Source organism: Pseudomonas sp. 22189 (assembly GCF_052045635.1).
Taxonomy (GTDB): domain Bacteria; phylum Pseudomonadota; class Gammaproteobacteria; order Pseudomonadales; family Pseudomonadaceae; genus Aquipseudomonas; species Aquipseudomonas parakoreensis.
Window position 1 is genome coordinate 109,224 of record NZ_JBQEPG010000003.1, and the last position, 24,061, is coordinate 133,284.

Consider the following 24,061-nt stretch of genomic DNA (forward strand, 5'->3'; position numbering starts at 1 on the left):
GCATCCTGCTTTAAAGGCAATGAATTGAATTATTTGCGGTAATGCCTTGGGTGCTTAGTCGTTCGACGCCTCTAGCACCTGCCTCATTGCCTTTCTTGTCGGCCTCCTGATAACACGCCATCGCCCGAGCCAAATCACTAGGGATGATTGCGCCGGCTTCATAGGCGCCGCCTAGTTGAATCAATGCACTCGGGGAACCGAGCCGGGCAGAGCTTACAAGAGCCCCCAATGACTTTTCTGGATTTACACAGGCTCGCTTCTCTTCGTAATTGCCTTCATCGCAATAGAAGTCAGCAAGGGCAATCCCTGCTTCAGGTACGCTCTTGGCAGCTGACTCCAGTAGTTGAAGGATCTTTACGTTTTCCAACCGTGGAGCTTGACCTGAAAGGCTGATCCCCGCCGCTGCAAAGGCGGCCTCTGCGGAGCCTTGGTCTGCCCCATGTAAATAACTATTCAGAGCAGAAATGTACAATTGACTGGAAGAAGAGGAGTCGGTATCGATACCCAGCTGGTTATACATCGCCCCTCTTTTTAGTGCGCGTTCACCCGGTGAAGCCTTTAAATTCGGGTATTGAGCATCAAGTACAGCCTCAAGCGACCAGTCTTCAGCACGGGTCAATACCCAACAGTCGTTATGTTTGAAAGTGAAGATCTTGAGCACTTCACCGTTTGAATCGCGAACAATCACGTTGCTCGGCAGCTGGACTTGCATGCTCAGCCCAGATTTCGCGATGTTGTCAGGAGCAAGCATCACCAACGATTGAAGGTCCAACAACCTCGACTTTCGCTCCACCACTCGCGGCTTTGACTCGGTGGAGACTACCTTTTGCTCGATCACGGGCGAGGCGATAAACGCTTGCTGCACCTCAGGCTTGGACGAGAACTCTTTTACGAAATCTGCGAAGTTGTCGCTCGGGCATTGCACGGTGCTAGATTGCGCCGCAAAGGCGTCTGAACAAAACCCAAACGCCAAAAGCACCAGACATTGCAGCTTGAATTGACGCACTCGATTGTTCTTTGTCATCACGAACTCATCACTCAGAAAACACAAAAAAAGCCTTCGGCTTAACCTTCTCAGGCGGCGCATTCAACAACGCCTGATCCATCAAACTCCCCGCCTTATCCTTATCCGCCGCCCCCGGCAGCACCGGCGGTTTGATCCCGATGCCAGTGCCCGCTCCCGGCGAGCCCCCTGCGTTGATCTTCACCACCGGCCCAACCACCGTCACCCCACCGCCATCGAGCTTGATAAAGCTCCCACCCCCAAGCATGGTCAGCTCCGTCCCCGCCTCAATAACAATCTTGTCACCAGCCTTGAGGTGAATCTCTTTCCCCACGCTGGTCAGTTGTGCCGTGCCCAGTTTCACATGCTGGTTCTGCCCAACCGTCAGATGATCATCCAGCTTCGCTTCAACCTTGCGATCGGAAATCGTGGTGCGATGTTCTTCGGCCTTCAGCTCGGTGTAGGTGTTCTTCACCACAGTGTCGTGGCGTTCATTCCCGACGCGGATTTTCTGGTCGTGTTCGACGTTTTCATCCCAGTCGCGCTGGGCGTGGATGAAGATTTGTTCGGCGCCTTTTTTGTCTTCGATGCGCAGTTCGTTGTAGCCGCCGCCCCCCGGGGAGCTAAGGGTCTTGAACACGCTGCGGGTTTTGTTCGCCGGCAGGGCGTACGGCACCGGGTTTTCCTTGTGGTACAGGCAGCCGGTGACGAGGGGTTGGTCGGGGTCGCCTTCGAGGAAGGTGACGAGGACTTCCATGCCGATGCGCGGGATGCTGATGGCGCCGTAGCGGTCGCCGGCCCAGGAGCTGGAGACGCGCAGCCAGCAGCTGGTTTTGTCGTCGGCCAGGCCTTCGCGGTCCCAGTGGAACTGGACTTTGATGCGGCCGTATTGGTCGCAGTGGATTTCTTCGCCTTTGGGGCCGGTGACCATGGCGGTCTGGCTGCCGAGCACCCGCGGTTTCGGGTGTTCGAGGGCCGGGCGGTAGAACACGTCCCACGGGGTGGCGAGGAAGGTGTTGCGGTAGCCCTGGTGGAAATCGTCCTTGTTGTCGGTGGTGTCGCTGGTCACGCCTTCTTCGAGGACTTGCGGCTGTTTGCCTTCGTGGAAGATTTCGGTGAGCAGCCACAGGTCGTTCCACTCGCTGCGCGGGTGGTCGGACATGGCCATGAAGTGGCCGCTGACCAGTTTGGTCTGGTCGCCGCGACCTTCGGCCTGGCGGTAGTCGGCGCGGTGGCGTTCGAGGGCGCGCTGGCTGAGGAACTTGCCGCGCGCACGGTCGATGAAGCGGCCCGGGTAGTCGTAGTCTTCGAGATCCGGTTCAGTGCTCTCGCCATCGGGTTTGTACGCTGCTTCCATTTGCAGGCGCGGTTTTTCGAAGTCGTAGTCGCGGCGCGTGGTGCGGCTGGTGCGGGTTTCCAGGCGCAGTTTGAAACCTTTGATCACCGGTTCTTCGGCGACCATGCCGCTGCCCTGCACGTACGCGGTCGGCTGGCCGAGGTCGGGGAACACGGTCTGGTCGTCGCCGAACACCAGCAGGTGAGCCTTTTCGCTGTGCTGGAAGTGGTAGTGAATACCCTCCTCTTCGCACAGACGCTGGACGAAGTGCAGATCGGTTTCGTCGTACTGCACGCAGTAGTCGCGATCCGGGCACGGCTGGCTGAGCTGGAAGCTGTAGGCGTTGCCCTTGATCCCGTGTTCGTCGAGGATCAGTGCGATGATTTTTGGCGCCGACATCTGCTGGTAGATGCGCTGGTTGGTGCGGTGATGCAGGTACTGCAGTTGCGGCACCAGCGAGACCTTGTAGCGGGTCAGGCGCTTGCCGGCATCGCCCTGGGCGACGCGGTAGATCTGGCCGTGAATGCCCGAGCCCTGCGGATCGAATGCGAGAAACGCCTGCTTGTGCAGGAGTTTTTCCAGGTCCAGATCGGGGTTTTCGCTGACCAGTTCGAGGTCGAAACGAAACGGCTGGCTGATGCCTTCGGTGCCGGTGAACGACAGCACTTGCAGGTCGCCCACGTAGTCTTCGACCTTGAGGCTGAAGTGGGTTTCGTTAGCTGGGTTGAACATAAAGCGCTCCCTGTTCGAATGTCGTCCGTTACGCCCGAAGTCGCAACCGTTGCAGCCAGGACGAAGTGGCGCCCAAGGCGTCACGCAATTGGGCAGCAGTGATGGTGCGTTCTGCCGCATTGAAGCTCAGCGCGGTTCGCAGCGCTGGCCAGCCGTGTTTCGGTAAGTTCGCCGGGGCTTGCAGCTCGCGCTCCAGGTGCTCGTCGCGGGCCTGGGTCGAGGGCAAGCGGCGGAACGGGTGTTTGCCGCTCGCCAGTTCATAGATCACGCAGGCCACGCCGTACACGTCCGCGCTGGCCGACAACGGTTGGCCCTCAAGCAGTTCGGGGGCGGCGTAGCCCGGGGTCCAGGCGTTGAAGCGCTCGCGGCTCAGGTGCGGCAGGCCGGGCAACACGCCCTCGTCTGCCTGGCCGAGACCGAAGTCGAACAGGCGCAGGCCGTCTTCACTGAGCATGACGTTGCTCGGTTTCATGTCACCGTGCAGCACGCCACGACGGTGGGCGTAGGCCAGCGTATCGAGCAGCGGCAGCGCGATGTCGCGCGTTTCTTTCCACGGCAGGCCGAGAGGCCGCTCGCAGAGCAGTTTGTCCAGGGTCAGGCCACGCATGTATTCCATGGTGATGAAGGCCCGCTGGCAGTCGGTGTCGACTTCAAAGGTGTGTGCACGCACGACGTTGTCGTGGCGCAGGCGCCGGGTCAGGGCGAACTCGCTGTAGAGCAAGGCACTGGCGTCCGGCGATTCGGCAAATTCTTCGCTGAGGATTTTCAGCGCGATGTAAGGGTCGGGATCGCCGAACTGCTCGTGCAGCAGATCTCGCGCCCGATAGACCGCACCCATGCCACCCGCCCCGAGCAGACGCTCGAGGTGGTAGCGGCCGGCGAGTACGTCCGGCAATGCACCGATGCTGGCCTTGGTCGGCGCCAGCAGCGGCTCGGCGTTGTTTGCCTTGGCGAAGGCGAAGTAGGTCAGGTTGCTGGCCTGCTCTTCGCTCATCAGCAAGTCATCGACTGAGGATTCGATTTCAGTCATTGGCGGATCACCACGGCAGTCAGGTTATCCCGGGCGGCGCCACGCAGGGCGCCGTCGAACAGACGTTCCAGCGCCACATGCGGCGCGCTGAGGCTGAGGGCGTTGCCGAGAGCATCGCTGCTCAGCCCCTGATACAAACCATCGCTGCACAACAAAAACGCATCGCCCGGATAGACCTCGAGTTCGAGGACGTCCAGGGTCAGCTGTTCGGCCGCACCGACGGCTCGGGTCAAGGCCTGAGCCGCCGGGTGCGCTGCCGCCTGTTCGACGCTCATCTGTTGCTCGTCGATCAGTTGCTGCTGCAGCGAATGATCCTTGGACAGCTGATACAGCCGCTGCCCGCGCCACATATAGCAACGGCTGTCGCCGGCCCAGATGCAGGCCGCGCGGTTGCCTTCCACCAGCAGCGCCACAACGGTGCTGCCCATGATGCTGTCGTGGCGTCCGGCGGTGACCGTCAACTCTTGCCCCAAGCGCCGGTTCAGCCAGTGCAGGCACTGGCGGATGGCTTTGAGGCGTTCGTCGAAGTCCTCGTGTTGCGGCAGTTCAGCCAGGCTGGCGACGATCAACTGGCTGGCGATGTCGCCACCCTGATGACCGCCCATGCCGTCCGCGACCACCCACAGCCCCTGCTGTGGCGAGTCGAGGAAGGCATCTTCGTTGCGCGCCCGCACCTTGCCCGGGTCGGTACGCGCCGCGCTGCGCCAGGGACTGGCCACCAGCATCAGAGCTGCACCGGCATACGGAAGGTGCGCAGCACGCCCATGTCGAACGGGTTCGGCGTGCGCTGGCTGGTCAGCAGGTAGTTGGCGCGCAGGCCACCCACGTCGGCTTTCAGCACCAGCACGTCGCGACCGGTGAGGTACTCGGTCTGCATCAGGTCGAACAGACGGAACAGCGACCATGGGCCGGAGTTCTTCTCGATGCCGATCGGACGCCCGGCCATCTTGTCCATCACCAGGCTGGTGCGACCGTCTTCAGCATCGGTCGGCCACTTGAACGTCATTGGCAGGATCGGACCGTGGCGGTACTCCATGGTCTTGTCGCCGAACTTGAACTCGGAACGGCTGACGGCCGGATCGAGGGTGTACGGCTCCAGTTTGAACTGCACGGTCGGCTCGGACGGATTGATCGAGAAGAAGCTCTGACGAATCGTCAGGGCTGCTGCCATCTGGTCGAGATACATCTTCGAGACCGGCAGGCTGTGACCGTCGACGCTGCGCATCCGGTAGTTGCCCGGATCACCGCTGACGAACGGACGCATGTAGCTGTCGAAGAAGCGGTCGACGGTACCTTGAGCCCGGAAGAACTCGCGGAAGTCGCTGATCGCCACGTCGCTGGTGCTGCTCGCGCTGAACGGATAACGCTTGCTGATGGTTTTGCCATACACGCTGTACAGCTCGTTCTGATAACGGCCGTTCAGGTATTGGTAGGCATCGTTGAGCACCAGGCGCCACGAGTCTTCGGCCAGCACGTTGAACCACACGCTCAGTGGACGCGGCAGGCGACCCGAGGCCGCGCGCAGGTTGGTCAGCGCATCACGCTGGCCGCTCATGCGGGTTTTCGCCATTTCGAACGCGGCTTGTTCCGGCGTGCTGGAGCGGGCCAGACCGGACAGTTGCAGTTGCAGGTCGTTGAGCGCGCTGATGGCCGGGGTCAGGTCAGCGGCCGGGCCGTTGTTGTCATCGAGCAAACGGTGCAGCGGCTCGAAGCGCCGTTGCAGCGACTTCTTCGCGGTGTCCGGCAGGCTTTTCGCCACGGCCATCGCCGAAGCCTTGTCCGCCACGGCAGACGCCAGTTTGCCGACCTTGCCCAGTTTGCCCTTCTGCCCGGCCAGTGCATCGGCGGCATCACCGGCTTCGTCCACCGGATCGGCAGCGGCCGGGAAGCGCGTGTTTTCACGTACTTCAGTGAGCAATGCCAGCACCGGCGAGTTGGCCGAGGTCAGGCCCGCCAGTTGTTCGGCGCCTTCACCGGCGTCGCTGATCGGCGGCAAGGCCACCTGGCCAACGGCTTCGCTCCAGTAGTTGGCGTAGTCACGGAAGTACAGTTGCTCCAGCTCGACCATCAGGCGACGCAAGTCCATGTCGCTGATGCCCGCACCTTCGCCCAGCACCCAGTTGTCACGCAGGATGTCGGTGACCAGCGCCGACCCCTGCACCGAGAAATACTGCTGATAACCCTGCTGGGTGTAGAACCCCGGGATCACGTATTCGGTGCCGATGAACAGCGAGCCTTGCGGGCCGAGGTGTTGGCTGAAACGGTATTCCGGCAAGTTGCGCGCCTGCTCGCGGAGCATGCGGTAGACCACGGTGGCCAGCGATTCGGCGCGCAGCACCTGACGTGCCTGAGTGACCAGTTGATCGTTCAGCGGGTAGATGAACGGCTGCTTCAGCAAGCGCTCAAGGTGAGTGTTCAGACCATTCTGCACCGCGGTGTTGCCGGTGTAGCGCTGCGACCAGTCAGTGGCGACCCAGTCCTTGAGCCACGCCGCGTCACGACGGTCTTTCATGTTCAGCATCAGGTACGCACGCAGGCTGTTGAGCAGCTTGTCGCGGTCCTTCATGTTGGCGCGGATCTGCCCTTCGAGCATCGTCGCGACCCGTGGCAGCAATTGCGCTTCGAGCTCATGCTCGTAGGCTTGCCTGACCACCGGATTGACGTCTTCGCCCTGATACAGACCGCCACGCTCGTGGTAGGAGACGTCGCCCTTCTTCGGGAACACCTGAGTCGCAGCGTAGCTGGTGTCGAGGGTTTTCAGCACGCCCATCGCGTCATCACGCGGGGTCAGCGCCGAACGTTGCTGAGTCCAGTTCTGCGCCAGCGTGCGCAGGTTTTCCAGACGCTCATAGTTGGCCGAGAAACCACCGGCCCAGAGCATGCCGAACAGCGCCAATGCCGCCAGTGCGCCAACGTACAACGCACGCTGACCCCAATGGATGCGGCTGCGCTCGCGTTTGTCGAGGCCGGCCAGATCCGACTCGGGGAAAATCACCCGACTGAACAGATGATGGATGAAGCGCGAACGGCCACTGCGCAGGGTCGGCAGCACACCGGCATTCATGCCGAGGTTGGCGCCGATGCCGGCGGTAGTTGCGTCCATTTCCTGCGTCAGGTGCGGAGCACTGGTCAGGTAGAAACCCCGCAGCAGCGACGCGCGCTGATACCGGTTGCCAGTGAACGCCATGTCGACGAACAGGCACAGACGCTCGCCGATCTGCCCCAGTTGATGCGGGAAGTCGAGGATGCGGCCCCGGCGCTGGGTATCGCGCTCGGAGTGCATGCGCATGATCACCTGATTGTTCAGGCGCCGCAGCAGCTCTTCGAACTCGCCGCGCAGGACTGCGACGTCGGTGCCGACCTGATCCTTGCGGAAACTGGTGCCCAGCACCTGATCGCTTTCTTCGCGGGTCAGCTGATCGAAGAACTCGTCGAAACCGAGCAGCTTGTCGGCCTTGCTCAGTACCAGATACACCGGCACATCGACGTGCAGTTTCTGATAGACGTCTTGCAGACGACCGCGCACCTGGCGCGCCAGGGTGTCGATGTCCTGCTCGCTGCCACCGATCAGGGATTCCACCGGAATGGTCACCAGCACACCGTTCAACGGACGCCCGCGACGACGCTTGCGCAGCAGTTCGAGCAAGGTGGTCCAGGCACTGCCGTCGACTTCCGCGTCCGGCTGGGTGGTGTAGCGCCCGGCTGTGTCGATCAGCACACCGTGATCGGCGAAGTACCAGTCGCAATGACGGGTGCCGAGGGTGTCGCGGGTCAGCTTGCGGTCGATCTTGTTGATCGGGAATTCCAGCCCGGAGAAGTCCAGCAGGCTGGTCTTGCCGGAGGCCTGCGGACCGATCAGCAGGTACCACGGCAAGTCGTTGCGCCAGCGTTCGCTGCGGCCGCGATACAGGCTCGAAGTCTTCAGGGTTTTCAGCGCGTCCTTGAAGCGCGCCTTCAACTCTTTCTGCTCTTCTTCGATCAGCTCGTCACGACGGATGCGATCCTGGCCATCTTCGGTTTCTTCGACGGCTTTCTTGCGGATGCCCGCGCGCCAGCTGACGAAGACCATGGTCAGGCCCCAGATCAGGAACAACACGGCGATGGTCAGCAGACGCGAGGTCGCGCTTTCCCAGAACTTGTAGTCATCCACCGCCAACAACGGGCCGACGAACCACACCAGCAGCGCCACGAACAGCACCAGCAGCAGGGTCCAGACCCAGGTCTGGCGCAGGAAGGCGCCGACTTTCTTGAAAAACTTTTTCATCACACGTCCCTGTTTACGGCTGCGACTGCGGTTGCACCGCGGCCGGATCAAGCGGCTGATAAGGTTGCAGAACGGTGTCGCGCTGCTCGCCCAGGACCCAGGCGAAGCCCGAATACATCACCACCAGGCAGACCACCGTGAACAGCACCACCATCCACGCCGGCACGATGCGCACCAGGTTGCGGCGCTGGTCGTTGAGGCCTTCCCAGTGCGGCGACAACTCGCGCGGCACGTCGCCACGCAACTGACGGATCTGCCGGTACAGGGCGTCGCGGATGCCTTCAAGCTCAAGCATGCCACGGGCCTGCACGCGGTACTTGCCCTCGAAACCGAGGGACAGGCACAGGTACATCAGCTCGAGCATCGGCAGATGCTTGACCGGATTCTTCGACAGGCGATCGAGCAGCTGGAAAAACTTCTCGCCACCGAACGTCTCGTTGTGGAAGCTGCTGAGCAGGCTCATCTGCGACCACTCGCTTTCGTTGCCCCACGGCGTGGTCACCACAGCTTCGTCGACCACGGTGCAGAGCACGTAACGCGCGGCCATCACCTGGCTGCTTTCGGCGCCGTTGTGCAACGCACGCACTTCAAACAGCTTGAGCCCGGCGGTCAGGCGCTCGTTGAGCGCGTAGAGGTCTTCGCGGGTTTCGCTGTGCTTGAGGCGCACCACTTCCGAGAGCAGTTCGGACGACGCCGCCACCAGCGAATTCAGGCTGATGTTGAACGCTTCCGCCGGGCGCAGGCGCGCGGCGTAGATCATCCGTTCTTCCAGTTGCTCGAAGCGCGGCGGCGCGGCGAAGTCGGTCAGCGGACTGGCTGCCGGTCCGTGGCCCTGACGATCGAGCAGGACGGTTTTGTCGTCCTGGTTGTAATCCGTTTCCTTGATCATGTCGGTCAGTTCCTGATGGCCCAGAATTTCAGTTCAAGCTCGGCGAATTCGCCGGACACGTGGAACGCGAAGCCGCCGGAGCGCTCGAGTTGCGCCAGGTCTTCGGAACTGAGTTCGAGGATGAAGTAGGTTTTGTTCGAGTGGAACGCGATCTGCCGCGGGGCCACCGGCAACGGTTTGACCTTGATCCCCGGCAGGTGCAGGTTGACCAGTTGGCGGATGCGCTCCACCGGGCCGACCTTGAGGTGCGCCGGCAAGCGGTGGCGCAGTTCTTCGGAGTCGCAGTTGGCACTCGCCGCCAGCACGAACGACGCCGAGCCGAGCAGTTTGTGGTCGTGCAACGGCGACACGATGATCCCGTACTGACGCGCCTGCAGAATCAGTTCGATGGCGTGCTGTTCGAGCACCATCGACAGCACCTGACGAATCGCTTCCATCAGTTTGCGGAAGCTCGCGCCCTGATCGGCGTGGGAATAGCGGCTGTCCAGACGCGGGCGTTTGCTGTCGCTGGAGAAGGTCGCCAGATCGCCGAGCATGGTCAGCAGCGTGCGATACAACTCTTCCGGGTGCACCTGCTCCAGACCGAGGTAGTGGCGCAGCAGCAGTTCGGTACGGTTGATCAGTTGCAGCATCATGAAGTCGCCGACTTCCGCACCGCCGACCTTGCCGTTGGAGCGGATCCGCTCGGCAATCGTGTCGCCCCGGTGGTTGAGCATGCTGATGACTTCTTTGAGGCACGACAGCAGATAACTGGATGCGTGAGCCTGAATGTAGGTCGGCACGAAATCCGGATCGAGGCTGATCACGCCATCAGGCGTGGTATCGAGCACGTCGCAGATCTTCAGCTTCACGTAGGCCTGATCGCTCTGCTGCTCGCCGAGCAACAGTTTGAAATCCGGGCGACCACAGCTGACCTGGCTGGCGGAATCGTCGCCGGCGTTGGAGTCGGCCACTTCGGCGTCGTACGCGGTGTAACGCGCGAGCACGTCGGACTGCTCCGGGCGGCGCGCTTCGATGTGGTTACCGGTGACCAACGGCAGCGCCAGGTAAATCGGCGTGTTGCCGGTGTTCGGCGGCACGTCCAGCGCCAGCGGCTCGGTGTTGCCGCCGAGTTCGAACAGGCTGCCGTCCGGCAGGATCCCCGACGCGGCACTGATCACCAGTTTGCCCATGTTGAGGAACTGCAAGTCGATCTCCAGATTGAGGAAACCCCAGGTGTAACCACCCAGCAACTGGGTGCGGGTTTTCATCTGGTGATCGTAATAGCGATCGTTGTGCTGGAAGTGCTGCGGCCGCAGCAGCATGCCTTCCTGCCAAATGACTTTATGGGTATTCATCTTCAGTCATCCGCCTTGGCGAGCGCTTCATGGGTGTTGCGGATCCCGGCCTGATCCAGGGTCAGATCGGCTTCGGTCAGCTCCAGCGGGGTGACCTGAACGGTGTAGCGCCACTTGGTTTCCGGCAGATCGCGGTACGCAGCGAGAACGCCGACGTAGCGGCTGCCCTCCTCCACGCTGAGTTTCATTTCCACGGTTTCACCCGGGCGCAGTTCGAGTTCTTCGCTGGCCACCAGATCCGGGTTGAGGGATTCCTTGGCGCGCTCGTAGAGGCTGAAGAAATCAGCGTTCTCGAAGGTCACCGGGTGCTTGAGTTCGAACAGACGCACCACGATCGGCGAAGGACGGCCGTTGAGGTCCGGGTTGAGCTGATCACTGCCGGTCAGCTTCAGGTTGATCTTGGTCACTTTCGAGTACGGCGACAGCGACGAGCAACCGGCGAGCAGCACCAGCACGGTGAGCGCAGTCAGCGTCTTGAAAAAAGCGGTCGAGCGGCGAGACATGCGCATCATCCTTGGTGGTCGGTGTGTAGGGTGGAGATCAGGCGGATCTGTTCTTCGTAGGCCTGGGCGAAGTCGCGGGCCAGCAGACGCTCGCTCCAGTCATCGTCCTGACGCAGGGCCTGGTGGTAACGGCCGAACGCTCTCCAGCGTCCGCCCGAAGTGGCGATCAACGGCTTATTGTCGCGCTCGAAACGCAGGGTCAGTTGCTCCGGCGAGAAGTGCTCGAGGGTGCCGCGTACGGCGGCGCGGCTGGCGGTCAGCAAGGCCACCTGATGCGCCTGCAGATCGCGGAACGCGCGGGAAATCGCCTGCTCGGCCGGCAGGTGCCCGGGCTTGTGCGGCTGCAACAGAATCTCCAGCGCTTCACTCGGATCAACCGCGAATTTCAGCGGGTTCTTGTTGGTGCCTTGCACGGTGGTCTGGGCCAGACGCAGTTCGTTTTTCAGCTCCGAACGGGTGCGCAGGCTCTGCTGCAGTCCGCCGATGCTCTGGCGCAACAGACGCGCGGCGTTCAGCGCCAGGGCTTCGCGGGCGTCGTGATCAAGGCCTTTGAGATCCACGCCCAGTGCTGCACCGAAATGCTCCCAGAAGCCTTCACTCTGACGCTCGACGGCTTTCGGGGCCGGAGCTGGCTCGGGTTCAACCGGGGCGACCAGCTCGGGCACCATCAGGCTTTCCATGTCGATGCGCGCGTAGTCGGCACGCTGACGGGAGTCCTCAGGCTTGGCGGTCGGCGCCAACAGTTCGTCGATTTCCGAATAGACGCGCTCTTGCTGTTCGATCGCGTTCAACGGATCGAGGTCGAGGAAGGCGTCGTCCGGAATGATGCTGCCGGCGGCACGCGGCCGGCCGACTTCACCGTCGAAGGTCGCCGGATCACGCACCAGCCGCGCACGAATCTCGAAGTCACCGAGCACGTAGGTGCTGCCGTGCTCGATGCGCACCGGTTCGCCCTTGTGCAGGCGTGCGCCACTGTCGCCGTCCTGAACCCCGTTGCTGCTGGTGTCGGTGAGGAAAAACGTGCCTTCGCGGTAGCTGACAATCGCGTGGTGATTGGACAGGTGACGCTTGCGGTCAGGAATGATCCAGTCGCAGTCCTCGCCCCGCCCGATCACGCCACCGGCCTGTTTGAAGGTCTTCTGGCACAACTCGGTGGGCACGAACTGCTTGGTGTTCAGCATTTCGAAAACCAGTTCCATGTTTGATGCTCCTTGCGGTCACTTGCCGCGATTGACCGCTTGCGGATCACCCAACGGGCGATAGTCGTTGTCGTTGAATTTGTAATTGCCGCTGCAGCCGCCAAGGCCGCATAGAACGACGAGGGTCAGCAGGACAGCGTGCCAGTGACGAACAGACATCAGAGGGTCTCCAGGGGTAGACAAAGCACAAAGCGCCGACCCTTGCGGGCGGCGCTGAAATTAATTCTTTTGGTGGGCTCGAAGGCTCTGCATCGGGGCCTTGAGCCAGACCAGCGAGGCGTACGCACCTCCTGTGGCCAGTGAGCAATCTGTGGCGAGGGGACTTGTCCCCGATGGGCTGCGAAGCAGCCCCAAGACCTGATCACCGGTTCTTGCAGGAGAACCGCGCTTGCTCGATTACGACTGCTGCGCAGCCGATCGGGGATAAATCCCCTCGCCACAGAGAAGCCCTTCAAGACAGGAGTTGTGCAAACGGCAAGAGCCAGGTTCAGATCAACCATCGAAATCACCCAGGTTGATATTCAGGCGCCCGAGGCGGTACAGCAGGGTGCGGCGTGGCAGGCCCAGTTCGCGGGCAGCGAGGGTCTGGTTGCCGTCGTTCTTGCGCAGGCAATCGAGCAACAACGTGCGTTCGACTTTTTCCAGACGTTCGCGCAGATTCAGGCCGCTGTGGTCTTCGGGCATCGGCTCCATGCGCAGGGAGAAATGCTCGGCCAGCAACTCGCCGCCCTCGCACAACAGCACCGCGCGTTCGACCAGTGCCTTGAGTTCGCGCACGTTGCCGGGGAAGGTGTAGCCGGACAGGTGCTCCAGCGCCGCGCTCGACCAGCGCACCGGGTCGCGCTGCAAATACGCGCAGGTCTTCTCGGCGAAATGCTGAGCCAGTTCGAGGATGTCGCCTTCGCGCTGACGCAGCGCCGGCAGCTCGATCGGAAACTGTGCGAGGCGGTAATACAGGTCCTCGCGGAATTTGCCTTCGCTGACCAGCGTCGACAGATCACGGTGCGTCGCGGCGATGATCCGCACGTCGATCTTGTGCGTATCGTTGGAACCCAGCGGACGAATCTCGCCCTCCTGCAACACCCGCAGAATCTTCGCTTGCAGCGACAGCGGCATATCGCCGATTTCGTCGAGCAACAACGTGCCGCCGTTGGCCGCATCGAACAGCCCCGCGCGGTCACGATCAGCGCCGGTGAAGGCGCCTTTGCGATAGCCGAACAGCTCGCTTTCCAGCAGGTTTTCCGGGACAGCCGCGCAGTTCTGCACGATAAACGCCTGAGAGCGACGCGGGCCGCAATCGTGAATCGCCCGGGCGACGACTTCCTTGCCGGTGCCGGTCTCGCCGCGCAGCAGAACGGTGTACGGGCTGTGCAGGACTTTGCTGATCAACGAATGGGTCTGGCGCATTGCTGCGCTTTTGCCGATCAGGCCATAGCCGTTGATGCTCGGCACACTGCGCGCCACCGTGGCCGACTCTGCCGGCGGCTGGCGCAGACGCTGCAGCAAGTGCAACTGACCAAGGACGAACGAGCCGAGCTGGCCGAGTGAGTCGGCAAAGCCTTGCAGGTCCACACGACGACGACTGGCGCACAGCAACAAGCCTTCGACCGCTTTGTGCTGATTGACCAGCGGCACGCACAGCAGCGATTGCCACGGCGTCGCCGCAGCCGGCAGAAAACTGGTCTCGTGCAGGCTGCCGCTCAGGTCGTCAAGGCACACCACGCGGTTCTGGCACAGGGCAAACTGCAGCAGCTGCTCGCCGTTGTAGTCCGCCGGCAGGCTGGTGGCGGCGCGCGGTTGCAGCGCGCCGTCGAGGCATTCGGCATTCATCCCCAGGCAGGTGTGGGTGGCGTCGAGCAGGTACAGCTGGGTCAGTTCGCAACCGCTCAGCTCAGCCAGACCACGCACGAAGTCACCCAGCAGCGCAGCACCGTCCGCCGCGCGCGACAGGCTGGCAAACTGCGCCAGCAAGGCTTCGGCATAGACCAGTGGCTGCGGCACTTGAGTGAACATCACACCCACCTCAGGCGAACTCGCACGTCACGCTGGCGTTACCGTCGAGCGTGGCATGCACACGCTTGAGGCTCTCACCGCTGGCCATTGCATCGAGCAAGCGGTCAGCCACCAGCGGCAGCACGTGCTGATCGAGCAAATGGTCGATCAGGCGCGCGCCGCTTTCGCTTTGCGTGCAGCGCTCGGACAGGTGATCGACGAGGTTCTGGCACCAGCTGAAATCCAGCTGACGACGGTTGAGGCGCTCGCCCAGACGACCGAGTTTGATCTCGATCAGCTCGCGCAATACCGGGCCGCCGACCGGGTAGTACGGCACCACTTTCATCCGCGCCAGCAGCGCCGGTTTGAAGTGCTTGCTCAGCACCGGGCGAATCGTCTCTTCGAGCAGCTCGGCGGTCGGGCGGGCGCCGTCTTCGCAGAGGTCGCTGATCTTGTCGCTACCGAGGTTCGAGGTCATCAGGATCAAGGTGTTGCGGAAGTCGATCTCGCGACCTTCGCCGTCGTTGGCCACACCTTTGTCGAAGATTTGGTAGAACAGGTTGAGCACGTCCGGATCAGCCTTTTCGACTTCATCGAGCAGCACCACCGAGTACGGCTTCTGGCGTACCGCTTCGGTGAGCATGCCACCCTCGCCGTAACCGACGTAGCCCGGCGGCGCACCGATCAGACGCGATACGGTGTGCTTCTCCTGGAATTCGGACATATTGATGGTGGTGATGAAACGGTCGCCGCCGTACAGCAGGTCAGCCAGGGCCAGCGCGGTTTCGGTCTTGCCGACGCCGCTCGGGCCGACCAGCAGGAACACGCCGACCGGTGCATCAGGTTTGTTCAGGCCGGCGGCAGTGGCGCGCATCGACCGATCCAGCGCGTGCACGGCTTGTTCCTGACCACGGATGCGCGTGCGCAGGTCGGTGGCGAAACTCGCGACCTTGGCGTTGTGTTCGCGGGCCAGTTGCGCCAGCGGCACACCGGTCCAGGCGCTGATCACTTCGGCCACCAGACGCGGGCAGACTTCGAAGCTGACCAGACGCTCTTTGACTTGAGCAGCGGTCAGGGCGCTGTGGGTCTGGTGCAGTTCGGCTTCCAGCGCTTCGACGCTCTGGCCTTCCTCGACCTCGGCGGCGATGGTTTCGATCACCGTGCCTTCGGCGTCTTCTTCAACGCTGACGGTCGGCTCGACAGCGGCAGCTTCGCGGGCCTTGGCCAGTTGCTGACGCAGTTCCAGCAGGCGCTCGGCCAGTTGTTTCTGTTCAGTCCACAGCGTTTCGAGCGCGACTTTTTCGTTTTCGGCTTCGTCCAGTCGCGCTTCCAGTGCATCCAGCGCTTCGTGGTCGATCAGCAGACCAGCCTCGGCATCGCGACGCAGAGCCTGACGCTGACGGCCACCTTCGGCCAGTTCGCCACGCAGGCGTTCGAGGCTTTCCGGAGCAGCGGCGAGGCTGATGCGCACGCGAGCACAGGCGGTGTCGAGCACGTCGACGGCTTTGTCCGGCAGCTGGCGACCGGCCAGATAGCGGGCCGACAGCTCGGCAGCGGAGACCACCGCGTCATCCCGCAGGTAGATGCCGTGGCTCTTCTCATAGACCTGCGCCAGACCACGGAGAATGGTCACTGCTTCGCTGACGGTCGGTTCGTGCAACTGCACCGGTTGGAAACGACGGGCCAGCGCCGGATCCTTCTCGAAATATTTCTTGTACTCGGCCCAAGTGGTCGCAGCGATGGTGCGCAGTTCACCGCGAGCCAGCGCCGGTTTCAGCAGGTTGGCCGCGTCGGAGCCGCCGGCATTGCCGCCCGCGCCGATCAGGGTGTGGGCTTCGTCGATGAACAGGATGATCGGTTTCGGCGAGGCTTTGACCTCGTCGATCACGCCTTTGAGGCGACGCTCGAATTCACCTTTGACGCTGGCGCCAGCCTGCAGCAGGCCCATGTCCAGCGACAGCAGCTCGACGCCCTTGAGCACCTGCGGCACTTCACCGGCAGCGATGCGCGAGGCCAGGCCTTCGACGATGGCGGTCTTACCCACGCCGGCCTCACCGACCACGATCGGGTTGTTCTTGCGGCGACGGGCGAGGATGTCGACCATCTGGCGGATCGCGCCATCGCGGCACAGCACCGGGTCGAGTTTGCCGTCGCGGGCCTGTTGGGTCAGGTTGTGGGTGAAGCGCTGCAGCAGCGATTCGCCCTGCGCCGCCGGCTTGCCGTTGGCCGCCGGTTGCTCCTGTTGCGACAGGGCAAATTCCTTCAGGCGATCAATGTTCAACTTGGCGAGCAGCGGCTGGTAACGGCTGCCGGCGTAGCGCATCGGGTTGCGCAGCAGCGCGAGGATCAGTGCGGCATCTTCCACCGAGGTCTGGCCCAGTTCAAGGTTCGCCACCAGCAGCGCGTCTTGCAGCCACTGCACCAGTTCCGGGGCGAACACCGGGTTGCGCGAGGCGCTGTGTTCAACGCGAGATTGCAGTGCGGCGCTCAGTTCACCGGCGTCGACGTCGGCATCCTGCAGCGCGCGAGAGAGCAAGCCGTTGGGACGTTCCAGCAAACCCAGCAGCAGGTCTTCGACGAGGATCTTGCTGCCGCCACGAGCCACGCAACGTTCGGCCGAACGCTCCAGATCACGACGGGTTTCGGCGTCCAGCGCCTGGATGAGTTGTTGCAGGTCTACGTTGATCATGGCTCACGTCCTTAATGAATTTTGCTGCCCAGAGTGACCACGCCGTCTGCTTTCTCGCAGCCCAGCCAACTGGTCCAACCCAGGCGACAGTCGTTCTTCTCACCAATGCGCAGTTCGCGGATTTCTTCCGGGCGCAGCACCAGGCGAATGTCGTAATCGAGCGGGTCACGCAAGGTGAACCGCACCAGCGCGCACAGCGGCTGGTAACCGAAACCGATCGGCAGGAATTCGTGGAATCGCTCCCAGTCGAGTTCGGTGATGTGAATGCGAAATTTACCGCTGCGGTCGCGCACCTGCTCGCCCAGCACCAGGTCTTCACCGAGCAGGCTGTTGGCGCGACCGAGGCGGTTGCGCTGCTCGTCGAGGATCTCCACGCGGCGCTCGATGCACTGCTCGATGACCAGGTCTTCGTGTTTGAAGTAGTAACGCAGCACGGCTTCGATCAGCGCCGCGGAGTGCGCGCGCAAGCTGAGCAAACCGAGGTACGGCAGCAGGCGTTTCCAGTTCAGTTCCTTGGCCTTGCGGATCTCGTCGCCGCCCAGACCGATCAGCGCGAACAGCTGCGAAGAGAACGGGTCGATCGCGCCACTCTGGAAGCTGGCGCGATAGCGGTACTTGCGCCAGATCGGCAGCATCAGCCGTTGCAGGCGATGGTGGAACAGGTCGAGGAAATTGCGCGTCGGGTTGCCGTCCTCGCTGTCGCCCAGCGCTTGTTCGCCGTAGAACGCCGGCAGCGGCGAACCGGAGCCGACCAGCCCGATCAGGTTGAAACGCATGCGCGCGCGCATCTGCCCGTGCTCTTCGAAAAACTCTACGCGATCGACGTCGCTGCGCGGAAAGCCCAGGCTCGGGTTGGCCTGGAACTCCACCTGATCGTACAGATCGTCTTCGCTCAGGTACGGGTGCGCCTCGCGCAGCCGGTCGATCACCAGCAGCACGGCTTGAAACAGCGAGTACTCGCGTATTACCTTGGTCAGCCCGCTTAAAGCAGGGGCTGCAGGCCCATACGTGGTGTCCATTGGTACACCTCTCCCTGTGTGCTTTTTACCCGCAGCTCGTGGTACGAATTGAGACTGGCGTAAAGCGCGAAAAACTCGTTGAGAACCGAGGCGAAAACGAACAGGTCGCCTTCGCCGATATACCCTTCCGGGTCGATGGTCAGTTCGGTGCGCAGACCGCGCACCGGCAAGCCACGGTGCAGCCGGTCGACGTGGTGGTGCTTGATGTGCTTGAGGCCGCCGAGCAGGCGTTTGCTGACCTTCTCCGCGTGCTGGTCGTAGTAGCGCGGCAGGTCGTAGGTTTCGAGAATCACCTTCAACGCGTTGACGTCGGCCAGCGACAGATAGTTGAGCGACATGTTGCTGATCAGCTTCCACAGGAAGTCACGGTTCAGCGGCGGCGCAAAGCTCGACGTGGCCGGGGTGATGTTGCGGAAACTGAGGAACTCCGGGGTCTCTTCACAGGCCATGCAGATGTCGCCGAGCTTGAGCTTGCGCGGCAGGTTCTGGTTGGTGCAGATCAGCTCGATCGACAGGGTTTCGTGAGCTTCGGTGTGGCGGATGCCGAAGCTCAGGTAGGTGTCGAGGCCGTCATGCAGCAAGGACGAACGCTGGCGGATGCTGTAATGCGGACGGCTGTTGGGCACGTCGAAACTCGGGTCGTGCTCGAACGATTCGAACGGCACGTACTCCTGATAACCGAGGCCGCCGGGCTTCCAGCCGGTGACGGTTTCCACCGAGAACACGCCGCAGTTTTCCAGATCGTATTCCGCCGGCAGCAGCAGGTATTCGTCCTGTTTGCCATCGAGGCGGATCGGCAGGGCGTCGTGGGCGAACAGGTTGGCAATCGGCGTGCAGAACAGCTTCACGTTATCCAGGGTCGGCCGCATGCGCATGATCCCGCTCTTGCGGATATCGAAACGCAGCTCCAGGCCGCGCATCTGCTTGAGCGTGTCTTCCGGCAGCGCCTTGAGGATGTCCAGACCGTTGACGTCGACGAACAGGAACTTGTCCTGGAAGGCGAAGTATTCCTGCAGGTAGCGATAGCCACGGAAGGTGTTCAGCGGATACGGGATCAACGCTTCTTCTTCGGCAAAGCCCACCGGCTTGACCCGGTCACCGGGAATCTTGAACGCCATCGGCTTGCCGGCCACGCCATCGATTGGCTTACCGGCGCCGTCGAGCGGGATCAGCTCGATGCCTTCCAGGTTGCGCAGCAGACTCAGATACAGCATCTGACTGATGTAGCGTTCGCCGGCAAAGTGCAGGCGCAGCTTGCTCAGCTCCAGCTCACCGAGGTGACCGTCAGCGCTCATTTCCAGACGCAGGCTGAGCAGCGAACCGTCGCCCTTCACCGAGTAGTTCAGCGCGGCCAGATCCAGCGGCAGCACCTCGGTCGGGTAGCAGGTGCGGAAGCGGCAACGCACGTCCTCGATCGGTTTGCTTTCGATCGGCGTATCGCGCTCGACCACTAGCGCCGGCCCCGACCGCTTCAGCGGATCGAACTGCAGAATGCTGAACGCCGGCAGCGGGCGCATGTAGTTCGGCCACAGCAGTTGCATCAGCGAGTGGCTGAGCTCCGGCAGCTCGTCATCGAGCTTCTGCCGCAGACGCCCGGTGAGGAACGCAAAACCTTCCAGCAACCGCTCCACATCCGGATCCCGCCCAGCCTGGCCCAGGAACGGCGCCAACGCCGGACTACGCTCGGCGAAACGGCGACCGAGTTGGCGCAGTGCGGTGAGTTCGCTTTGGTAGTAGTGGTTAAAGGACACGGGTTACCTGCCTGGTAGTGGAACTCATCAAAAAAAAATCCTGTAGAGCGCAACCGTCACGCCCGCACAGCAATAGCCGGCGATCAGGAGATACGGCACGAGCAGAATCCAGCCGTAAGCCATGAATGCACTGTCGAACGGCCCGGCGATCAGACTGCACAAGCCATAAAGCATCCAGGGCACCGCGTAGAAAGGTATGAACTTCAACGGCGCCAGCCAGACCATTCGCAGCGCCTGCTGCTCATTGCGGCGCTTCGCAGTCCGCGATACCCACAGAGCAAACAACAGCAGCCCGGGCAAGCCGAAACACAACAGATACTCCCAGTGAGTCTCGGACGAATCGAATGTCGAAAATTCGCCAATCCACAAGCCATAAGATGAGAACGCCAGCATGGCCAAGAATGGCGTCCACAAGGCGCCCATGAAGAAACTCAGCTGCGCGCGACTGAGGATGGGCATCTCGTTCGATACACCAATCACGGGCAACCCCTCATCTTCGAAACCAAGTCCTGCGAAGCAATCGCAGGCAATGCCTGCCGCATCAGCTCCAGCGCAACTGCACAGGTGTTCAACAGGTACACGTCATTGCGATAGACCCGCTGAACAGCGCTGGCAGGCAACGCGAAAGACCCTGTCCAGCCCAACATGCAGATGATCCCTGGCAGTTTCATGGGCAGATCGAAGCCTCACGGATCGTCCATTCCCGTTGCGTGCCTTCAGTGACCTTCTTGACCGCAGCCAGGCGTTGTTTCAACTGAGAGGAGTCAAGGGTCTTGTTGCCCGCGGCATCGTGGATGTTCAACTGATAGTTGCCTGTCATCCGGATCATATTCAGCCACATCATTTGACCGCTGCCGCATTCAGTTCCAGAACTGTTCCATCCTGTAAATAAACAACGTCACCACCGTCGTAACCAAGTAGGTCCTGGCTGGTTAACTTACGGCCCTCTGTAAGGCCGTGCTTTATCCAACCCTCAGCCCAGATGTCCCCACTCTCATAACGAATCTCAACGTAATAGGCTGGAGGATCTGATTTAGTGATTTCAAAAAAAACTCCTCCATCCTGCGCCCCGCTCCAATGAGCATTAGGATGATTTTTCAAGGTCGGTACCTTTCCGTCAGAACGCTCAAGCAATGAGTAGGCTGCGATTCCCAAAAAGAGCGTCAGCGCAAATATGGAAACGAAAGTCCACTTCAATACCTTCACTTGCTAATCTCCAAAGTGTCGGTTGAGAAGATGTAGTCCAGATCTGGTTCACTGAATTGAAATTGGGCCATGTAGGCACTTGGGACGACAACCCGCGTACGAAAAGGAATCGAGAAACCAACCGCCTCTGCCAAATCCGTCGCAAATGTCACACAGTTATGATTTCCGAGATCATATTCTTGCCGTTTGGCGTTCGAGTTTTCCGCCTCTTTCGCTTTGAGCCAAGTAAGCGCTTGGTCGTAGACATGTCCTCTCAAAACAACCCCGGTGATATTTCCGGATTGACCGTGCTCGATGGCGATGTGTCTGAGGGTTTTCTTGAGGGACGATTCAGTAATCGAGCCACCTTTCAGTACCACGTCAGGAATTCGACCAACACGTACCCGCCCTGCCGGTCCAGGCCCGGGATAACGACCATATTCATAATATTTTGACTGACCCGTTTTTCCGTTAATTACGAGAACGCCCGCATGTCCGAGGTAGGGAGCTTTGCCACCGGGTATCTCTATTTTTTTACCGAAAAACGTCGTCTGATAGCCGTCGATGTGGATTTTGTAGTCTGGAAAAACAACTGGAATAACGTAGTCGTCGTCACCCACCAAATAGATTTGAACCGGCGCCACATCAGCTGCAGGCGTCGTTACTACGGTTGTGACTTGAGCCGCTTGACCCATCTCACTCTCCTCGCAAAAGCCAGTTCGGCTTAGCAGCGAACTGAACGCTTTGTGATTGAGCCTTTTGACCCAAGGGCTTCGAAAAACCCGCCTCGTCTGTCACTCCCTGCACCTGCGTCCCATCCTCTAGTGTCGCTACATAGGAGACGTTTTTGAGTGGTGCCCCGGAAGCAGCGTCCAAGAGCTGAACACGGACATTGAACCCAAAAATACTCAACGGAATCGGTGGAACGAACGGTGCAGGCGTATGCGAATTCCCGATGATTACCGTCCCGGAGCCGGCAGTGACCTTGTTGCCATGGGCCCCGACTGAACCTACGGTGGCGGCAGGTTTGCCATTGATCAAAACCGTCGTCGCCAGATCGCCGACCAACGCACCACCACACGCCGAGGCATCGCCTTGGCGGGCGGCCGCGAGGCCGTCGAAGAACACGTCGCCGGAACCGGCGGCGATCGGGTTGGTACCGTGGCCTGGAAGTGGGCAAGCGGTGGGGTCGGATACGCGTGCTGCGGGTTTGCCAGACATCGGGAATCTCCTTAGGTGACCTTCACTTGACCGCTGCCATCCAGGCGCGCGGAAAAACTGACCTGACGCTTGAAACCCTCGACTTCCAGCAGGCCTTCGATGCTGAAGGCCAGCCGCAGTTGATCGTGGTCACGCGGCAGGGAAATGACACGCACGTTGCTCAGGCGCGGCTCGTAGGCTTCGATGAAGTTTTCGATGGCCAGACGGGCCTGACTCAGGGAGTCGTGCAGGCTCAGACGCATGTCATTGAGATCGGGCAACCCGTAGTCGGCCAGCGTTTGCACGCTGCCGGCCCGGGTGCTGAGCATTTTGGCCAGATGGGCAGCCACTGACGCCATGGCACAAGCCTCGAGGCTGTTGCCCTTGCGTAGTTCCGCGTCGCCGTTGAGGCGCTCGAACAGGCTGCCGTATCCGTCCATGAGTCGCTCTTACTCTTTGTCCAGCTTGCCAACCAGCGACAGGGTGAAATCGGCACCCATGTACTTGAAGTGCGGACGCACGTTCAAGCTGACGCGGTACCAGCCCGGCTCGCCTTCAACGTCGCTGACGATCACTTGCGCAGCGCGCAGCGGACGACGGCCACGCACTTCGGCGCTCGGGTTTTCCTGGTCGGCGACGTACTGGCGGATCCACTTGTTCAGTTCCAGCTCGAGGTCGGTACGCTCTTTCCACGAACCGAGTTGCTCGCGCTGCAGCACTTTCAAGTAGTGAGCCAGGCGGTTGACGATCATCATGTACGGCAGTTGGGTGCCGAGCTTGTAGTTCAGCTCTGCAGCCTTGCCTTCTGCGCTGATGCCGAAGAACTTCGGCTTCTGCACCGAGCTGGCGGAGAAGAACGCCGCGTTGTCGGAGCCTTTGCGCATGGTCAGGGAGATGAAGCCTTCTTCGGCCAGTTCGTATTCACGACGGTCGGAGACCAGAACCTCGGTCGGGATCTTGGTTTCGATTTCGCCCATGCTTTCGAAATGGTGCAGCGGCAGGTCTTCAACCGCGCCACCGCTCTGTGGGCCGATGATGTTCGGGCACCAGCGGAATTTGGCGAAGCTGTCGGTCAGCTTGGTGCCGAACGCGAACGCGGTGTTGCCCCACAGGTAGTGCTCGTGGCTGTTGGCAACGGTTTCCTTGTACACGAACGATTTCACCGGGTTTTCTTCCGGATCGTACGGGTTACGCAGCAGGAAACGCGGCACGGTCAGGCCAACGTAGCGGGAGTCTTCCGAAGTACGGAAGCTCTGCCATTTGGCGAATTGCGGGCCTTCGAAGTGGTCTTTCAGATCTTTCAGATCCGGCAGGCCGGTGAAGCTTTCCAGACCGAAGAATTTCGGGCCGGCGGCGGCGATGAACGGCGCGTGGGACATGCACGAAACGCTGGCCACGTACTGCATCAGTTTCACGTCCGGCGAGCTTGGGGACATGAAGTAGTTGGCGATGATCGCGCCGACTGGCTGACCACCGAACTGGCCGTATTCAGCGGTGTAGATGTGCTTGTACAGGCCCGACTGCATGACTTCCGGCGAATCTTCGAAATCGTCCAGCAGGTCTTCTTTGGAGACGTTGAGGATTTCGATCTTGATGTTTTCGCGGAAGTTGGTGCGGTCGACCAGCAACTGCAGGCCACGCCACGACGATTCCAGTGCCTGGAAGTCCGGGTGGTGCAGGATTTCGTCCATCTGACGGCTGAGCTTGGCATCGATCTCGGCGATCATGCGGTCAACCATGGCCTTCTTGACCGGCTCACCGTTGTTCTGCGGCTTGAGCAGTTCTTCGATGAACGCCGACACGCCACGCTTGGCGATGTCGTAGGCTTCGTCGTCCGGGGTCAGACGGGTTTCGGCGATGATGCTGTCGAGAATGCTGTATTCGCCGCTTTCGGCGCTCTTCTCTTGTGCTGCGCTAGTGCTCATTGTGTTG

General features: G+C 61.2%; 21 protein-coding genes. All 21 read right to left on the reverse strand.

The features are described from left to right. Nucleotides 1-10: 10 nt before the first annotated feature. The 21 genes from ACTJKS_RS03850 to tssC all read right to left on the reverse strand — a co-directional run bounded on the left by ACTJKS_RS03850 (nucleotide 11) and on the right by tssC (nucleotide 24,054). Nucleotides 11-1,024 (reverse strand): sel1 repeat family protein, encoded by a 1,014-nt coding sequence (locus tag ACTJKS_RS03850; protein ID WP_262949071.1) that lies wholly within the window; start codon nucleotides 1,022-1,024, stop codon nucleotides 11-13. Nucleotides 1,025-1,034: 10 nt separating this feature from the next. Next, complete coding sequence (locus ACTJKS_RS03855) at nucleotides 1,035-3,071, reverse strand: type VI secretion system Vgr family protein (RefSeq protein ID WP_108184218.1); 2,037 nt, start codon at nucleotides 3,069-3,071, stop codon at nucleotides 1,035-1,037. Nucleotides 3,072-3,099: 28 nt separating this feature from the next. Next, on the reverse strand, nucleotides 3,100-4,101 hold the full coding sequence (locus tag ACTJKS_RS03860; protein ID WP_095695842.1) for a serine/threonine-protein kinase: 1,002 nt from the start codon (nucleotides 4,099-4,101) through the stop codon (nucleotides 3,100-3,102). Further along, nucleotides 4,098-4,826: a PP2C family protein-serine/threonine phosphatase gene (locus ACTJKS_RS03865; RefSeq protein ID WP_027610389.1), complete on the reverse strand. Its 729-nt coding sequence runs from the start codon at nucleotides 4,824-4,826 to the stop codon at nucleotides 4,098-4,100. The genes ACTJKS_RS03860 and ACTJKS_RS03865 overlap by 4 nt, the downstream gene beginning before the upstream one ends. Then, complete coding sequence (gene tssM / locus ACTJKS_RS03870; RefSeq protein ID WP_108184219.1) at nucleotides 4,826-8,365, reverse strand: type VI secretion system membrane subunit TssM; 3,540 nt, start codon at nucleotides 8,363-8,365, stop codon at nucleotides 4,826-4,828. The genes ACTJKS_RS03865 and tssM overlap by 1 nt, the downstream gene beginning before the upstream one ends. A 13-nt stretch (nucleotides 8,366-8,378) precedes the next feature. Then, nucleotides 8,379-9,254 (reverse strand): type IVB secretion system protein IcmH/DotU, encoded by an 876-nt coding sequence (gene icmH / locus ACTJKS_RS03875; RefSeq protein ID WP_047297298.1) that lies wholly within the window; start codon nucleotides 9,252-9,254, stop codon nucleotides 8,379-8,381. Between the two features lie 5 nt (nucleotides 9,255-9,259). Continuing rightward, complete coding sequence (tssK, locus tag ACTJKS_RS03880; RefSeq protein WP_007962327.1) at nucleotides 9,260-10,591, reverse strand: type VI secretion system baseplate subunit TssK; 1,332 nt, start codon at nucleotides 10,589-10,591, stop codon at nucleotides 9,260-9,262. A gap of 2 nt (nucleotides 10,592-10,593) precedes the next feature. After that, nucleotides 10,594-11,094 carry a type VI secretion system lipoprotein TssJ gene (tssJ, locus tag ACTJKS_RS03885; RefSeq protein ID WP_007962325.1) on the reverse strand — a complete coding sequence of 167 codons (501 nt, stop codon included), beginning with the start codon at nucleotides 11,092-11,094 and terminating at the stop codon, nucleotides 10,594-10,596. A gap of 5 nt (nucleotides 11,095-11,099) precedes the next feature. Then, nucleotides 11,100-12,293 (reverse strand): type VI secretion system-associated FHA domain protein TagH, encoded by a 1,194-nt coding sequence (gene tagH / locus ACTJKS_RS03890; RefSeq protein WP_041071586.1) that lies wholly within the window; start codon nucleotides 12,291-12,293, stop codon nucleotides 11,100-11,102. Between the two features lie 18 nt (nucleotides 12,294-12,311). Beyond that, nucleotides 12,312-12,452, reverse strand: coding sequence for a hypothetical protein (locus ACTJKS_RS03895; RefSeq protein ID WP_003229566.1), 141 nt, complete (start codon nucleotides 12,450-12,452; stop codon nucleotides 12,312-12,314). 333 nt (nucleotides 12,453-12,785) lie between these two features. After that, nucleotides 12,786-14,306, reverse strand: a complete 1,521-nt coding sequence (locus tag ACTJKS_RS03900) for a sigma-54 interaction domain-containing protein (protein WP_108184221.1) — start codon at nucleotides 14,304-14,306, stop codon at nucleotides 12,786-12,788. A 10-nt stretch (nucleotides 14,307-14,316) separates the two neighbouring features. Continuing rightward, entirely contained in the window at nucleotides 14,317-16,974 is a 2,658-nt protein-coding gene (gene tssH / locus ACTJKS_RS03905; protein ID WP_108184222.1) for a type VI secretion system ATPase TssH, read from the reverse strand. A gap of 11 nt (nucleotides 16,975-16,985) precedes the next feature. Further along, nucleotides 16,986-17,993, reverse strand: coding sequence for a type VI secretion system baseplate subunit TssG (tssG, locus tag ACTJKS_RS03910; protein ID WP_003229570.1), 1,008 nt, complete (start codon nucleotides 17,991-17,993; stop codon nucleotides 16,986-16,988). Continuing rightward, the gene (gene tssF, locus ACTJKS_RS03915; protein WP_007962320.1) at nucleotides 17,957-19,744 is read right to left on the reverse strand and encodes a type VI secretion system baseplate subunit TssF; all 1,788 of its coding nucleotides are present in this window, start codon (nucleotides 19,742-19,744) and stop codon (nucleotides 17,957-17,959) included. The genes tssG and tssF overlap by 37 nt, the downstream gene beginning before the upstream one ends. Nucleotides 19,745-19,771: 27 nt before the next feature. After that, entirely contained in the window at nucleotides 19,772-20,203 is a 432-nt protein-coding gene (locus ACTJKS_RS03920; protein ID WP_198758429.1) for a hypothetical protein, read from the reverse strand. 208 nt (nucleotides 20,204-20,411) lie between these two features. Then, nucleotides 20,412-20,573: a hypothetical protein gene (locus ACTJKS_RS03925; RefSeq protein ID WP_198758431.1), complete on the reverse strand. Its 162-nt coding sequence runs from the start codon at nucleotides 20,571-20,573 to the stop codon at nucleotides 20,412-20,414. 11 nt (nucleotides 20,574-20,584) lie between these two features. After that, nucleotides 20,585-20,950 carry a hypothetical protein gene (locus tag ACTJKS_RS03930; RefSeq protein WP_108184224.1) on the reverse strand — a complete coding sequence of 122 codons (366 nt, stop codon included), beginning with the start codon at nucleotides 20,948-20,950 and terminating at the stop codon, nucleotides 20,585-20,587. Beyond that, nucleotides 20,947-21,624, reverse strand: coding sequence for a DUF6695 family protein (locus ACTJKS_RS03935; protein WP_097089465.1), 678 nt, complete (start codon nucleotides 21,622-21,624; stop codon nucleotides 20,947-20,949). The genes ACTJKS_RS03930 and ACTJKS_RS03935 overlap by 4 nt, the downstream gene beginning before the upstream one ends. Nucleotide 21,625: 1 nt before the next feature. Beyond that, on the reverse strand, nucleotides 21,626-22,150 hold the full coding sequence (locus ACTJKS_RS03940; RefSeq protein WP_108184225.1) for a PAAR domain-containing protein: 525 nt from the start codon (nucleotides 22,148-22,150) through the stop codon (nucleotides 21,626-21,628). A gap of 11 nt (nucleotides 22,151-22,161) precedes the next feature. Beyond that, entirely contained in the window at nucleotides 22,162-22,569 is a 408-nt protein-coding gene (tssE, locus tag ACTJKS_RS03945) for a type VI secretion system baseplate subunit TssE (protein WP_041071603.1), read from the reverse strand. A gap of 9 nt (nucleotides 22,570-22,578) precedes the next feature. Continuing rightward, complete coding sequence (tssC, locus tag ACTJKS_RS03950) at nucleotides 22,579-24,054, reverse strand: type VI secretion system contractile sheath large subunit (RefSeq protein ID WP_003229584.1); 1,476 nt, start codon at nucleotides 24,052-24,054, stop codon at nucleotides 22,579-22,581. Nucleotides 24,055-24,061 lie beyond the last annotated feature (7 nt).